The following is a 14,930-nucleotide window of genomic DNA, read 5'->3' on the forward strand; positions in this document are numbered from 1 at the left end:
TTCCTACTTATGCCTTCCCACAAGCTGCAAAACAATCAGCAGGGAGTCTGATACATACAAGATGCGGCAGAAATGCAGCGGCGGCGCGCGTGCACTCTGTGCGCTTACTGACCTGCGTTGCTCATCGTGACCAGCCGTTCGATCTCGGCCTCTATGGATGAGGCAATCTCAGCCGAGGCTGCCCCGGTCGCTTCAGCTGCACGAAAACTGCGCAAAGCTTCTTCGTGCCGGTCCAGAGCGGCGTATGTTTTGCCCAGATGGTACAAGACCAGAGGATGCCCAGAGAAAACCTGTGCCGCAGATTCCAGGTACTGGACGGCCTCTTCATAATTGCCGACCTGATACGCCACCCAGCCATAGGTATCTTGAAAGGCGGGCTCTTGCGTGCCCCGCAGACGCTGCGCCAAAACATGCGCTCGTTGCAGGCTTTCGGCATCGTTGCGCTGGGTTGTCAGCAGGCTGGCAAGGTTGTTGGCAACCAAAATCGACTGACCACTGAGGGGGTAGAGCTTTTCGTAAACGGCAATGGCCTGCTCCATATCGCCGGCCTGTTCGTGAAGCGCTGCCTGCACAAATAGCAGATCGGGATTTTCGGGCAGGGCAATCAGTGCCTCGGCCAGGACATCCTGGGCTTTTTCGATATTGCCACGCTCGGCTTCCAGCATGTGAAGCGCGACCCATGCCCGTGTTATGTCAGGGCGCTCATCGATGATCGCGCGATAAATCTGTTCGGCCTTGTCAAGTTCCCCTTCTTCTGCCAGCGCACGTGCCTTTACAAAGCGCAATGGCAGGGAATCCGGGGTTTCCGTAAGTTTCCGATCGATCCGGGCAAAGGCTTCTTCGTGTTTGTCCTGAGCCAGCATCAGTCGGATAACCGCGATATCAGCGGGCAAGCCGAATTGGGGATCTGCGGCCAATTCGTTGAGAAATTCCATCAGGTCGTCAGAGCGGTTCTGGGAGGCCAGCATGTATGCCCTGAGCTCGTTCGAAAGGCGTTGCGCGTTGGGATCTGTCAGCGCTTCGAGCGACTTCAGAACAGCTTCAAGGCGGTCCCAGTCCTGCTGACGCATATAGGTTTGGGCAAGCAGAGACAGCAGGTCCGGATTTTGCGGGCTTTTACGCAAGGCATCCAGCAACACGCTCTGGGCGATTTCCAAGTCATTTTTTGACAGCAGATATTGACCGTAGCGCGCAGCCTCGGTTCCTGCGTTCTGGGACATCTCCGCAGCCAGGGCAAGCATTTCGCCCATCAGTTCGTGATCGCCGTTGCGCTCGTGAGCATTGGCCATAAGGGTCATCAATTGCGGATCGCGGGGGGTCTGGCTCAGGGCTTCGCGCAGCAGGATAATCGCATCACCGGTCTGATTATCCTCAATCAACCAGGCAGCCTTGAACTTGAGTGCCCCCACCTGTTTCGGATCTTCTTCAAGAATCTTTTCGACCAAAGCACGAGCTTCTTCAGATTCCCCCTCGCTGAACAGCATCCGGGCAAATTCTACTTCGTTTTCCCGTGTTTGTGCGGTTCGCTCTGCATCTGCCAGAAGATTGCGCATTTCAGAAAGCGCGGTTTGCGTGTCCCCGCTGTGAAATTTCAAAGTGGCCCGCCATGCGCGGAGCTTTGCGGCGTTTGTACTATCCTGCGCGATGATTGCATCAATTTCGTTGATAGCGGCTTGGGGACCGCGATGGTCGTTCAGGAATGCAATAAGGCGTTGAGTTGGCATGTGATCTTCGGCCTGAGGGTCGATCTTCCCGCGCAGAATATCCTCAGCCGCATCCAGCTCGTTCCAGTCGATGTAATGCTGAACCAGCATCGCCTCGACGCCCTCATCCTCGGGGTAAAGCTGAAGCATGCCTTTGAGCTGTAAAGCTATCTCTTCGTGTTTGTTCTGAGCCTGTAGGGCACGCAGTCGGATCGCGTACAAATTGTCCTGCTTCGGCACTACGGCCAGTGCGGCATCAATCTCGTCGATAGCATCATCCCAGAGCTCGTTGCGGACAAGCCAGTCGATCACGATTTTCCGCGCGCTCATCAGATCGGGTTTTTGGTCGATCATTTCGCGTGCGGTCCGAATGATGGAATCCGTTCTGGCCACATCCCCGTTACGGATCGAGTCGGTATAGGCCAGGCTGTTATTGATGGACTCGACCTCTATATTGTCGGGTTCCAGTTCGGCGGCTATCGCACCATGGCGTCTGACAGCGTCCCAGTTGCCCAAGTCAAACGCCATCTCGGCCAGTGCGAAGTGGCTTTCGAAATTGTCCGGGTATTGTTCGACCAACAACAGGTACTGGCCGAATGCGACAGGGATGTTCTCTCGATCACGCTCAAGCCGGGCATAGGTCAGGCGCGCCTCTTTGTGCTGGCCGTTCAGTTTGAAGACGTTGCGGAATTCGACCAGAGCGCGCTCGACGTCGCCCTCTTCCAGCAAGGCCAGCCCGGCCTGGTAATGTTTCTCGGCCCGCTCTTCAGCGGTGTCACAGGCACTCAGGAACAGGAACGCAGCACACAGAAGCGATGCAAGACGTGGGAGACGGGAAAAGACGGACTGGTTCATGGGTAGGTTTCCACACGATCTGGGCGCAACAAGGATACAGCCATCCCAAAAGGCTGCAAAATGACCGTTTCAGCAACCGGTCCCACGCAGAACCGCAAAAATTGTCCGAAACAGGATATGCATGTCCGTCTTGAGCGACATATCCTTCCAGTATTCCACATCATGCTGCGCGCGCTCGGCGAATGTCGAGTTGTTTCGGTTGGAGACCTGCCATGAGCCGGTAATGCCGGGGCGCATTCTGTAGTACATGTTGTTTGGATAAAGCTCTTTCTGGCAAACCATCATGGGGCGGGGCCCAACCACGGACATTTCGCCAACGAAAACATTCCAGAATTGCGGCAACTCATCCATCGAGGATTTGCGCAGGAATGTCCCGAACTTGATGATGCGCGGATCATTCCGCAGTTTCTGGTCGCGATTCCATTCCTCACGGGCTTCAGGGTTTTCTTTCAGATGTTCTTGCAGCACATTTTCGGCGTCATGCACCATTGTGCGTAGCTTGATCATCTTGAACGCCTTGCCGTTCTTGCCCAGCCGTTCCTGCCGATAAAACGGAGTCACGCCCTGGAATGCCAAAAATGCGGCCAGCATAAGAACAAAAGGCACAACGAAAGGTGCTGCGAGCAAAGCGAACGCAATGTCAAAAAGACGCTTGCCCGCACTTCTGTACACCCCTCGACACGGCAACGGAGTGGGTACAACAGAAATACCGGAGTAGCCCGCGCCAGCGTTGGCCACTTCTTTCGAATGACTTGTCACTATTTAAACCCCCAACACACACAATTACTCACGAACCACTCACCAAACTTACGAACCGAACACGCTCGACCTCAACCACACATATTTAAAATCTTATATTTTTATACCACTTCGACCCTGCACTTACTCACTTGCGAGGCCGCTTTCCCGTATCCAACTGTTAACAAATTCCACCTGCCTTGCAAAACATTAATGCTGGCGAACGTGTTCTCTGGTCGCTGAATACAGGTGCTTTTTTATAGTATCGTGAAGATGCGATCAGCTGATTGGCCGCAAATTCATGAACTTTCGTTTCCCCGTGGGACACAATGAGCGAAAATTTCACCCTTTGGGTTTGATTCCCGCCCTTAGAATCTTTTTTAATGTGTGATCACATCAGGTTCTGGTCGCCTCTTTTTTGGTCAACCTAATAAGGACACAACGGAAACAATCGCACCGATCACTCCAGATTGAGAAAGCGGAAAGGTCAATTCACCGCGTGTGCAGTTTAGTGGTGCCTGCTATCTTGATTTTGTGACAAACTAGTACCCAAGTACTTTTTGTTTATGTGATGTGTTCTTTGTGTAAGGGATTTCTGGTGGTTCAGAGCATGAGTTTGGATAATCTCCGGGGGGCCAGTACGAGGTTTGACAAGGCAGAAGGCAACCGAGGTGCAATGGCGTCCAGCGACGGGTTTTATCTAGATTATTTCGGGCTTGACCGACGGCCCTTCACGCTGCTTCCGGATCCCGGATTCATGTACTGGTCGCCGCTGCACAAGCGCGGTTACTCGGTCCTGCAATTCGGCATCATGAGTTGTGCGCCCATCACCGTGCTGACCGGGGAAATCGGGGCCGGGAAAACAACCCTGATACAGCATCTCCTCAGCGAGATGGAGCAGTCGATCACCGTAGGGTTGATCTCGAATGCGCAGGGCGGTCGCGGAGAGCTGCTGCAATGGGTCCTGCACGCGCTGGGTCTGCCGATCGAGGCGGATGCAAGCTATGTACAGATATTCCGGGCGCTGCAGGATTTCCTGGTCGCGGAATATGCCGAGGGCCGGCGGGTGGTTCTGATCTTTGACGAAGCGCAGAACCTGACCGTCGAAGGGTTGGAAGAAATCCGGATGCTGACCAATATCAACTCGAATACGGATGAGCTGATCCAGCTTGTTCTGGTTGGTCAGCCTGAATTGCGCGACATGGTTCTTGATCCCAAGATGCGCCAGCTGACACAGCGCGTTGCCGCAAGTTTTCATCTTGAACGGATGGATGAGTCTTCGGTCAAAGCCTATATCAGCCATAGGATGAAAACGGCTGGCGGTTCAGGCGATGAATTCACCGAAGAGGCCTGCAAGCAGATTTTCAAACAAACGCGCGGTGTTCCGCGACTTGTAAATCAGTTCTGCGACTTTGCCCTGCTTTATGCCTGGACGAATGAGGCCGAGAAGGTGGATGAAGAGGTTGTGGAGCAAGTGGTCAAAGATGGCGTGTTCTTTGGCGGAAACTCACTCGAGAAGGAGCTGACAGTCTGATATGGGCCCGGTTCGCTATTACTTTTCCATTTTCCTGAGACGGTTTCCGTATTTTCTGATCGTCGCACTCATTGTCTCTGTGGCATCGATCATCATAGCACGGGCGCTGCCCCCGACCTACCTGTCTCAGATGCGCCTGATCGTGGAATCGCCCCAGATTCCAGGCAGCCTGGCCGCGAGTACTGTGACCACACCTGCAGCAGAGCAACTGCAGATCATCGAACAGCGCCTGCTGACCCGGCCAGTCCTTCTTGATATCGCCCATGAATTTGAGGTTCTGCCTGATCAGGACGAGGCAACCCCCGATCAGATCGTCAACGCCATGCGCAAGAGCACCTCGATCTGGATCACCGGAGGTCTCAATCAGGCCAATCTGATGACAATCACCTTCGAGGCGCGCAGTGGCCAGATTGCGGCAGGTGTGTTGAACAGATACCTGACGGAAATCCAGAAGCTGGATGTCACCTATCGCAAGGAACGCGCGACCGATACGCTGGCCTTCTTCCAGTTGGAAGTCGACCGCCTCAGCGACGAACTGAGCAAACGTAGCGCCCGTATTCTTGAGTTCAAGAATGACAATTCCGATGCGCTCCCCGACAGTCTACAGTTCAGGCTGGCGCAACAAGGGGCGTTGCAAACCAATCTTGAACAGACGGACCAGCAGATATTTTCCCTCAAGGCGCAGCGAGAAAACCTTATAAGCATCTTCAGCTCGACAGGTCAGGTTGTCGGTGTTTCACCACAAAATCAGACCCAGGCACAGCAGCAACTCAGTCAGTTGCGATCTCAACTCGACAACCAACTCGTGGTCTATTCCGAAAACAGTCCGCAGATCAAACTGCTCCGCGCCAGGATCGAAAAGCTTGAGCAGGTGGTAGCTGCCGAACAAGCAAACGCCCCGGCACCATCTAACCAGACAGGCAATTCGTCCCTTGATCTGCAGTTGGCGCAAATCGACTCGCAGATTGCGGCGCTCGAAGATCAGCGCCGCGTGCTTCAGGACCGGCTCGACGCACTCACCCTGACGATTGATCAGACCCCGGCCAATGCCATCACACTATCTGAACTGCAGCGCGAACATGACAACATCCAAACCCAGTACAATGCCGCAGTCAGTCGTCTGGCCGCAGCCTCGACCGGGGAACGGATTGAGGTCACGTCCCAAGGGCAACGTATTTCCGTCATTGAGCATCCCTCTACGCCAAGCGAGCCTTCGAAACCCAACCGCCTGATGATTGCCGGAGGGGGATCGGCCTTTGGTATCCTGCTGGGGCTGGGGCTGGTGGTTTTGCTGGAGGTCCTGAATCGGTCCGTGCGCCGGCCCGAAGACCTGATCAACAAGCTTGAGGTCTGGCCGATCGCCACTATTCCCTATGCTCCATCACGCGGTGAAGTGTTGATGCAGCGCGCGGTATGGGGTGGGATCATACTGGCCATTCTAATCGGAGTGCCAGCCGGGGTCTGGGCGGTGCATACCTATTACCTGCCCCTCGATCTTATTACCGAGAGAGTGATGGATAAACTGGAGACATACTGGTGAGTATTGTTTCGATTGATTTGGTGAATGTGTGATGGACCGTCTTCAGAAAGCGATTCAAAAGGCGCGCGAGGAACGGCAGAGCCGCGAAAGCCCGCCGCCGGTCATGGAACAACCGCCCCGTCACGCCCCGTCAGAAGACACTCGTGACGCCCGGTGGCAAAGCGTGCCCGAGATACAGATCGACCCAAAGCTCGCAGTGCGCAACCGGCTTGCATCTCTGGCTGGCGGCGCGGACGCCACCCCCTACGACATGTTGCGGACCAAGATGCTGCAGCAGATCTTGTCCAACAAATGGCGCAGGGTGGCATTGACCTCCCCGTACAGCGGGTGCGGCAAAAGCACGACGACGGCCAACCTGGCGTTCAGCCTGGGGCGGCAGGAAGATCTGCGGACGATCGTGATCGATTTCGACATGCGGCGCAGGGGGCTGGCCGAGATTCTGAAGCAAACCGGCAACCACAGTATGGCCGACGTCATTCAGGGGGCGGTGCCGTTTCATGAACATGCGCTGCGGTATGGCAAGAACGTGATCTTCGGGCTGAATTACACGCCCACGCGCAACCCGGCGGAGATCTTGCAAAGCCGACGGGCAATCGAATTCCTCGAACAGCTTGAGGCGGATTACAAACCCGACGTCATTCTGTTCGACACGCCCCCCCTGATGATGAGCGATGACAGCCACGGGTTTCTCAGGAATGTCGATTGTGCCCTGCTTCTGGCGGCCGCCGAAGAAACCAGCATTGACCATATTGACGTTGCCGAACAGCAACTGGCGGAACTGACCAGCGTCATGGGGATCGTGCTGAACAAATGCCGATACATCAGCGGGACGTTTGGCAATGAGTACGGATCCTACTGATACGGCCCCGGCCGATGCAGTGATCATTCCCCATTACAACGATTTGCCCCGGCTGGAACGATGTCTTCTTGCCCTGAGAGAGAATGATCTGACGGCAACTGAAATCGTTGTCGTTGACAACAACTCTCCGGTGTCGCTGGATACGATGCGCCGGGCCTTTCCCGAGGTGCGTTTTGTGGTGGAAACCCAAAAGGGCGCGGCCCATGCCCGCAATCGCGGAGTTGCAGAAACCAGAGCGCCCCGACTGTTTTTCATTGACGCCGATTGCGTACCCGCGCCGGACTGGTTGAGCGTCGGGCGTCAGGTCGCGGATCAGGCCGATCTGATTGGTGGCCGGGTAGATGTTTTTGACGAAACCCCACCCCCGCGCAGCGGCGCAGAAGCGTTCGAGGCTGTTTTTGCATTCAACTTCCGCAGGTATATTGAGGTTCAGGGGTTCTCCGGCGCCGGCAACCTGCTGACCCGACGCGATGTGTTCGATGCGATCGGCGGATTCATCAACGGTGTCTCGGAAGATCGGGAATGGACCATGCGCGCGGTCGCGCGCGGGTATAGCCTGATCTACCGGGATGACTTGCGTGTCAGCCATCCATCCCGGCAGAACTGGCCCGCGCTCAAGGCCAAGTGGCGGCGCACGACACAAGAGGCATATCTGCTGCACGGCACCAACGCGGCCGCGCGCATGCGGTGGGCGATCCGTGGATTGGCCATGCCGGCCAGTGCAATTGTGCACACCCCGAAAATCCTCAGCAGCGACAAGCTGTCCTCGGCGGGCGAAACCAGTCGGGCGGTCATCACGTTGTTCCGGCTCAGATGTCAGCGGATGATCTGGATGTTGCGCCAGGCGGCAGGTGGCAACATCTGATCAAAAGAAAAGGGACCGCGAAACGGCCCCTTGTCCTGTTTGTCAGGTTTGTGTGTCGCTCAGGCGGCTTTGCGGCGACGCGTCAGAGCCAGACCACCAAGCGCGGTCAGAAGCAGCAGACCACCGGCGGGCAGCGGAACTGGTGCGACGTCGAAATCAAACGTAACCGGCACCGGATTGCCATTGGCATCGGTCGCCCCTTGAGAGTTGGCCCAGCTAAACACCAAATTCTGGCTCAAGGTGTTCGGGCTGACGCTGCTGAACAGCGTGCTGAGTGTCGTCTGAACACCACCCAGAACCGACGTCGATGCCAGCACGTTGGCCGGGTTCAAGGCGTCGACCCAGCTCACCGTCAGACCTGTGAACGTGTTCAGCAGATTGATGGTGATCGAAGCGTTCGCAACACCAAAAAGAGGATCAATGGGCGACTGGAAGTTGATCATGTAAACCCCGGGTCCACCCATCGTGGAAACCGTACCGGAGAAGAGCGTGTCGGAGGTGATGTCATATCCACCCCCTGGCAGAGGACCACCACCCGCTGACACCGAGGTCAGAGCGCTGGCCGATCCGGCCATCATCACAGCAGTAGCAAGCCCCGCCGCCATCATCTTAAAAGTTCTAAACATACAAAGTCCCACCTTTGATTTTTATACACACAACCCGCTCGAAATCTCGGCAGGGCACCTACTGCATTTATTAATAATTCATTTCTATTTGATTGCGAAGGATTTTTCTCGGAATTGTGGCTTTTTTTGGGCGCAAAGGCCGATTGCTCGGCACAATGGGCGCTCGAATTATAGTTTGTTTCCCCATCGTGAACCAGAATCACCCGAATAAGGCGAATCTGCGTCTGGAGAACATGCCAACTTTCCGGCGATTCCGAGCGTTTTCACACTGCACCAAACATAATCCAAACCGGTTCAGGCAATGCAGAACCAACCCCGATCACTCTGTCATGAAATGCAACCGGCACGCCTTTTCACATGACGGGCGCCCCCGTTCTGCGCAAGGCGAGAAACAATACAAACCATTTCAGCGCACTGTCTACTTTCGGACCGCCGCAAGGACCCTGCGGATCACAACAGAAGGGAAAAAGGCCACAAACCCGGGTTCCACCATATTTATTCTTCGACGGTCCGAAAGTTTCGTGTAGCTTTGGATTGTTATTGTACCAAGTTCAGGCACGCATTTTCAATCGGAAGCCCTTGTTTAGCCGTTTGTCCATTGTGCCTGCCTATTTAGCGAGGAGACATTGCGCATGGGCGTTGGCCAGAACATAGCCGCTGAGAATGCGAACTGGACCTTTGGGGGCAGTGTTCCCGATACGTTTGTCGACCACATCAAATTGTCTGTTCCTCTTTATGAAATGGGTCACGGCCTGATCTGTCAGGTTTCCGATTTCTTCGTCCGCAATGACAGTCTCTGCTATGAAATCGGCACATCGACCGGAGAGTTGATCCGCAAGCTGGCAGAACATAATGCGGGAAAGCCTGACGCACGCTGGATCGGCATCGATGTCGAACCTGAAATGGTGAAAGTCGCCGAAGCTCATTGCGCGGATGTCCCGAACATTTCCATTCTTCATGACGATGCCCGTCATATGGAGATGGAAAAGGCGGACATGATCGTCAGCTATTATACAATGCAGTTCATCCCGCCCCGGTACCGGCAGGAACTGTTCACCAAGATCTACAACACCCTGAACTGGGGCGGTGCGTTTGTCATGTTCGAAAAGGTCCGGGGGCCGGATGCGCGGTTTCAGGATCTTGTGACCCAGCTCTACAACGAATTCAAAATCGGCAATGGATTCTCAAGCGAGGAAATCGTCGAAAAGGCGCGCAGCCTGAAAAGCGTGCTGGAGCCGTTTTCCACCCAGGGCAATCTGGATCTGCTGGGCCGGGCCGGTTTCAAGGATGTGATGAGTATTCAGAAGTATATTTGTTTTGAAGGTTTTCTTGCTATCAAATGATTGCTTAACGCCATGCCGGCAGAGACCGGAGTGGGATAACACCGCTTATGGCCCGATTGATGGAGGCTGCCGAGGACGCTGATGAACGCGCCTGATTTTGATCCTTGTGAAATGGCACTGGAAGACGGGCTGAATGCAGTAGTTGCTTGCTTTCAGCACACCGTACTTGCGGCGAAGCTGGTCGCAGAACGGATATGACCGTGTCGGCTCTTTCGGATAAGCCATCTTGGACGGTCGGGGCTTTCCTCCTGTTGATCGCGGCGCTGCTGGTCTGCCTGTCCGTTCTCATAATCAATGGCGGGCCGCTTTATTACTTCGATACCGGCAGTTACATCCGGCAGGGAAATGTGGCCTTGAGCAGTTTCCTTCCGCCGACAGCTGACAGCGTTGCGGCAGGTGTAACCCACACCGCCGATGAGGATAACACCGCAACCGGATCACGGTCACTGATCTATGGCCTCATCATGGCTGCGCTTGTTCGGATCGATGCCCAGTACGTCCTTCCGGTATTGCATCTGGTTGCTACGCTGCTGGCCGTCTGGATGCTGGCGCGAACCGCTGGCCGGGCGCCGGGCGGGGCACCGAACACAACCATTATGACCGCAGTGCCTTTGTTGGTGGCAGCCAGTACTTCATTGCCGTTTTATGTCGCCTATATGATGCCGGATATTTTTGCACCGGTGCTGCTGATCGTGATTGCCTCACTGACGGCCTTTGGGCGGATGATGCAAACCTGGGAACTGTTTTTGGTATCCAGTCTGGCCCTGTTCAGCGCCCTTCTGCACCCGTCTCATCTGGCGGTTGCGGCGTTAATGATACCTTTTGTCGCTTTGGCCGCGCTCTGGGGGAAAAGACCACGGCGCTGGCGCGCGACAATCTTGATGATGATGGTTCTGGCGCTGGCACTGGCCGAGCGCAAGGCCTTTCAGGTCACCGTGGAAATCGCCACCAACAAAGAGGTCGTCTATACGCCGCATATCACCGCGCGGCTCATCGTTGACGGGCCGGGCATGGATTATCTGGACGAGGTCTGCCCGAATGCCGAAGTGCCCACCTGCGCACTACACGAAGCGCTGTCGTGGTCAGATGATCCCTACAGGCTGACACCCTCCCATATCATTTTCGAACGCTCCCCCAACCTGGGTTCATTCCGGCTCATGTCACCCGAAGATCAGAAACGGGTTGCCCTGTCCCAACGGGAATTCGCCAAGGCGGTTTTCCTGTCCCGGCCTCTTTCCACCTCGTTGGCACTGGCCCGGAACGGCTATCAGCAGGTATTGCGCTATAGCATTGCCATGACGATCCCAACGGATGTGGAGCTGGAAAACGCCCGCTGGTTGGCCAGAATGGAAGATATCCGGCCCGATATGTTCCAAGGCGGTTCATTGTCTCAGGACAGGGGCTGGATAGAAACGGCCGATATCGTGCACGGCGTGATCTATGCCGTCTCTTTTGCCTTTATCGTGTTTATTCTGCTGCGGCCGGGTAGTGTGTCGCGTGACATGAAGCTGTTTGCGCTGTTCATCCTGATCGGAATAGCGGTCAACGCTCTGGTCTGCGGGGGAGTATCACAACCCGCAGATCGTTACGGCGCGCGCGTGATGTGGTTGTTGCCCTTTACAGCGGCCTTTCTTTTCCTTGTTCAGCGCTCAGGCGCTTCGCGTATCATTGCCGGAGATCCTTCGTGAGTTCAGATCACCCCCTTTCCATCAGCGTGGTCATGCCGGCCTACAATGCCGAACATCTGCTGCCGCGCGTTTTGCCGCCATTGATTGAAATGTTGAATACCGGACAGGTGCAGCAGGTTCTGGTGGTGGATGACCAGTCCCCCGACGGTACCGCGGCGCTGGCACGGGAAATGGGCGCAACTGTTCTGACCACGCCCGTCAATGGCGGGCCAGGGGCTGCCCGCAACCTGGCCGCCCAACAAGCCACGGGCGATATCCTGTGGTTCGTGGATTCCGATGTCATCGCCTGGCCGGACGGGCCTGACCATATTCGCCGGGCGATGTCCGAAGACAATGTGGGCGCCGTGTTCGGATCCTATGATGATGCCCCGGACGGGCAGGCCTGGTTTTCACGCTACAAGAACCTTCTGCACCGCTATCACCATCAACGCGCCCGCCGCGAGGCGCGCACCTTCTGGGCCGGGTGTGGCGCCATCCGGCGCGACGTGTTTCTTGAAGTCGGTGGGTTCGATGTCAAAACCTATGAGGTGCCTTCGATCGAAGATATCGAACTGGGCTACCGGATAGCGGCCACCGGTCGCCGTATCCTGGTCGAGCCGCTTTTGCAGGGCAAACACCTGAAGGTCTGGACCATCCGCAACAGCCTGAGCACGGATATCTTCTGCCGTGCCCTGCCCTGGGCCCGGCTGATGATCTCGCGTGAGGGGTTGACCGATGATTTGAACACCTCGATGGCTGAACGTGCACGGGCCGCAATTGCCGGGCTGTTGCTGCTGTCGCTTCTGGCCCTGCCGTTCTGGCCGGGAAGCTGGCCTTTGCCTTTTGTGTTACTGGCTGCGGCCTTTGTCGCCAATCTGGATCTGGTGCGCGCCATGTCCGGGCATGGCGGGCCGTGGTTTGCGTTCAAATGTCTGCTCTACCATCAGGTCTATTACGTCTATTCGGCCACCATCTATGTCTGGTGCCTGTTCGAATATCACATGCTGGGCAGACGGCATAACTTGTCGGTCAGGCGAAGTTAGCCTGTCCGGTTTCACCCGTCGGAAACCGGGCAAACCGATCAGTTTGCCCTGCGCAAGTTTCCTTTGAGGGACCGCGTTCTGGGCTTTCTGGCAGCTTCAATCTGGCCCGGCAGCGTTACCGAAACGCGCGCACCACCCAGAGAGGATGTTCCGATACTGACGGATCCGCCGTAAAGTTCAGCGATATCCTGCACGATCAAAAGCCCCAGCCCATGCCCCTCGGTCTCATCTGTATTGTCTTTCCGAGCCGACCCCTCTGATCTGCCCGCCCCCATTCCGGGGCCATCATCCTCGATACTCAACGTGATCATGCCCGGCTCGGGTGCCGTCACGGATATGCGCACATGGCTCTTGGCCCAGAGACAGGCGTTTTCAAGCAGATTGCCCAGGATCTCCTGAATGTCGGCCTCCTCGCCCCAAAAGGTGGTTCCGGCGTCTATGGCGTTTTCGATATGCGGCATCCTGTTTCGGAGTGTGATGCCAAGTGCAAACGATACATCTTCGGCGCAGGCATGCACCGGAGAGGATTTTCCATAGGGGCGTTCGGTACGCGCGCGGCTAAGGTTGCGTTTGATGACACCGGTCATACGCCCCACAAAATCCGTTATCTGATCTCTTTTATCTCCCTCAAGCTCTTCGGCAACGCGCGCCAATGCCGCCAGCGGCGTTTTCAGGCCATGCGCCAGCTCTGCGTTTTTTCGACGGTGTTTTTCGATGATCGTGCCGTTGCGCCAGTGCAGCTCGCGCAGTTCCTCGACCACGGGAACCAGATCGGGGGGCCATTTCTGATCGTCTATGATGGTGTCGTTTTTACGCATGACCTTCACGGAATTGCTGAGCCGCTTGAGCGGCATCAGCCCCCTGTTCACAGTGATGTAGACCGAAACCGAAACCACTATGGCAAGACCAATGAAAATCAATGCAATCAGCTTTGCAGCCCGGTTGGTTTCTTCCGTGACATGCATCAGTGGGGCCGCAATCCGGAAGGTCAATGTCTCATCCGGTTCCATCCCGGGAAACGCAGCCCGCCTTCCACGCAGAACATCTCCGCCCGGGATTACGAAATTCCCCCCGGCTTCCGGGACGTCCAGAACCCAGCTTTCTGCGGTGACAGGGCCAAGTGACGGGGATTGCAGCAGGATTTCGTCAGACCCGTCACGCGTCAATTGCCAGAACCATTGCTCATTGGTCAGGTCATAATAGCTCGGGCCAACGCTCTCGAGCAGTTCAGCCTGTGCCCCGTCATAGGCGACCCGCCGGGCTTCGATCAACAAATCCTGCCCAAGCAGCAAATCCATTTCGCCGATTTCATGAGCCCGGTAGACCTGAATGCAGATCATGGCCCCGATACCCAGTATGGCGCAGCAGATCGCTATCGTGGCAATCGAAACGCGACGGGGGATCGTAGCCCAATTATGCGTCATCTACCGGAATCCGATACCCATGCCCCCGCACGGTTTCCACCATTCCCGCCGAAGTCTTCCGACGCAAACGTGAGACAAGAACATCGATGACGTTCGATTGCAGATCCATATCCTCGGCATAGATATGTTCGATCAGATCTGCCCGGCTGACGACAGATCCCGCATGTCGGGCGAGATGCTCCAGCGCCCGGAACTCGAAAGCGGTCAGCGATACGCTGCGCCCTTTGAAAAAGGCAGCTTTTTCATCCGGCATAACCGAAAGATCTCCGACATCGATCGAGGGCGTGCCACGCCCGCTTGCACGGCGCACCAAGGCCTCGAGCCGCGCCAGAAGTTCTTCTGAATGAAAAGGCTTTGACAGATAATCATCAGCCCCGCTGCGCAGCCCGGAAACGATATCGTTCCAGCTGTCACGCGCCGACAGGATCAGAACCGGTGCTGCAACCTTGCGGCTGCGCCATTCCCGCAGGATCGACAACCCGTCCAGCCCCGGCAGCCCCAGGTCCAGCACGATCGCGTCCCAATCCTCGGTCTCTCCCAGAAACAGCGCATCATTGCCGTTTCCTGACAGTCTTACGATATCACCCCGGGCGCGCAGCAAACATTCAAGATCACCGCGCAGTGTATCGTCATCTTCCGCAACCAGTACCTTCATAACCCCTCATACGGGACAAACGGTCCAAACGTGAACACAGCATGACAAGACCCGACATGCACCGTTCACCCCCCCTTT

12 protein-coding genes are annotated in these 14,930 nt (G+C 56.0%); 7 read left to right on the forward strand and 5 right to left on the reverse strand.

The window, feature by feature from the left end:
• Positions 1-104: 104 nt before the first annotated feature.
• Together I9185_RS19330 and I9185_RS19335 are read right to left on the reverse strand one after the other, a co-directional pair.
• Positions 105-2,558 carry a tetratricopeptide repeat protein gene (locus I9185_RS19330; RefSeq protein ID WP_171637907.1) on the reverse strand — a complete coding sequence of 818 codons (2,454 nt, stop codon included), beginning with the start codon at positions 2,556-2,558 and terminating at the stop codon, positions 105-107.
• 69 nt (positions 2,559-2,627) lie between these two features.
• A complete protein-coding gene (locus tag I9185_RS19335) occupies positions 2,628-3,317 on the reverse strand; it encodes a sugar transferase (RefSeq protein WP_348539750.1) in 690 nt (229 codons plus the stop codon).
• 655 nt (positions 3,318-3,972) lie between these two features.
• Between I9185_RS19335 and I9185_RS19340 the strand changes: the two genes are divergently transcribed.
• From I9185_RS19340 to I9185_RS19355, 4 genes are all read left to right on the forward strand, one after another.
• Positions 3,973-4,830: an AAA family ATPase gene (locus I9185_RS19340; protein WP_171637909.1), complete on the forward strand. Its 858-nt coding sequence runs from the start codon at positions 3,973-3,975 to the stop codon at positions 4,828-4,830.
• Positions 4,831-4,960: 130 nt separating this feature from the next.
• Positions 4,961-6,370: a lipopolysaccharide biosynthesis gene (locus I9185_RS19345; protein WP_171637910.1), complete on the forward strand. Its 1,410-nt coding sequence runs from the start codon at positions 4,961-4,963 to the stop codon at positions 6,368-6,370.
• 31 nt (positions 6,371-6,401) lie between these two features.
• On the forward strand, positions 6,402-7,229 hold the full coding sequence (locus tag I9185_RS19350; RefSeq protein WP_171637911.1) for a CpsD/CapB family tyrosine-protein kinase: 828 nt from the start codon (positions 6,402-6,404) through the stop codon (positions 7,227-7,229).
• Entirely contained in the window at positions 7,210-8,094 is an 885-nt protein-coding gene (locus I9185_RS19355) for a glycosyltransferase family A protein (protein ID WP_171637912.1), read from the forward strand. The genes I9185_RS19350 and I9185_RS19355 overlap by 20 nt, the downstream gene beginning before the upstream one ends.
• A 59-nt stretch (positions 8,095-8,153) precedes the next feature.
• Here the strand turns inward: I9185_RS19355 and I9185_RS19360 are convergent, their stop codons facing one another.
• Positions 8,154-8,720, reverse strand: coding sequence for a VPLPA-CTERM sorting domain-containing protein (locus I9185_RS19360; protein ID WP_171637913.1), 567 nt, complete (start codon positions 8,718-8,720; stop codon positions 8,154-8,156).
• 632 nt (positions 8,721-9,352) lie between these two features.
• Here I9185_RS19360 and I9185_RS19365 point away from each other — a divergent pair.
• The 3 genes from I9185_RS19365 to I9185_RS19375 all read left to right on the forward strand — a co-directional run bounded on the left by I9185_RS19365 (position 9,353) and on the right by I9185_RS19375 (position 12,773).
• Positions 9,353-10,063, forward strand: a complete 711-nt coding sequence (locus tag I9185_RS19365; protein WP_170347013.1) for a methyltransferase domain-containing protein — start codon at positions 9,353-9,355, stop codon at positions 10,061-10,063.
• A gap of 200 nt (positions 10,064-10,263) precedes the next feature.
• Positions 10,264-11,751, forward strand: coding sequence for a hypothetical protein (locus tag I9185_RS20635; protein ID WP_209835491.1), 1,488 nt, complete (start codon positions 10,264-10,266; stop codon positions 11,749-11,751).
• Positions 11,748-12,773 (forward strand): glycosyltransferase, encoded by a 1,026-nt coding sequence (locus I9185_RS19375; protein WP_171617578.1) that lies wholly within the window; start codon positions 11,748-11,750, stop codon positions 12,771-12,773. Before I9185_RS20635 ends, I9185_RS19375 begins: the two co-directional genes overlap by 4 nt.
• A gap of 38 nt (positions 12,774-12,811) precedes the next feature.
• On the opposite strand, the gene I9185_RS19380 is transcribed toward I9185_RS19375, so the two are convergent.
• Both I9185_RS19380 and I9185_RS19385 read right to left on the reverse strand, forming a co-directional pair.
• On the reverse strand, positions 12,812-14,197 hold the full coding sequence (locus tag I9185_RS19380; protein ID WP_171637917.1) for a sensor histidine kinase: 1,386 nt from the start codon (positions 14,195-14,197) through the stop codon (positions 12,812-12,814).
• Positions 14,187-14,852 (reverse strand): response regulator transcription factor, encoded by a 666-nt coding sequence (locus I9185_RS19385; RefSeq protein WP_171637919.1) that lies wholly within the window; start codon positions 14,850-14,852, stop codon positions 14,187-14,189. Before I9185_RS19385 ends, I9185_RS19380 begins: the two co-directional genes overlap by 11 nt.
• Between the last annotated feature and the right edge of the window lie 78 nt (positions 14,853-14,930).

It is taken from the genome of Ruegeria sp. HKCCSP346, from assembly GCF_017872595.1.
Lineage (GTDB): Bacteria > Pseudomonadota > Alphaproteobacteria > Rhodobacterales > Rhodobacteraceae > Ruegeria.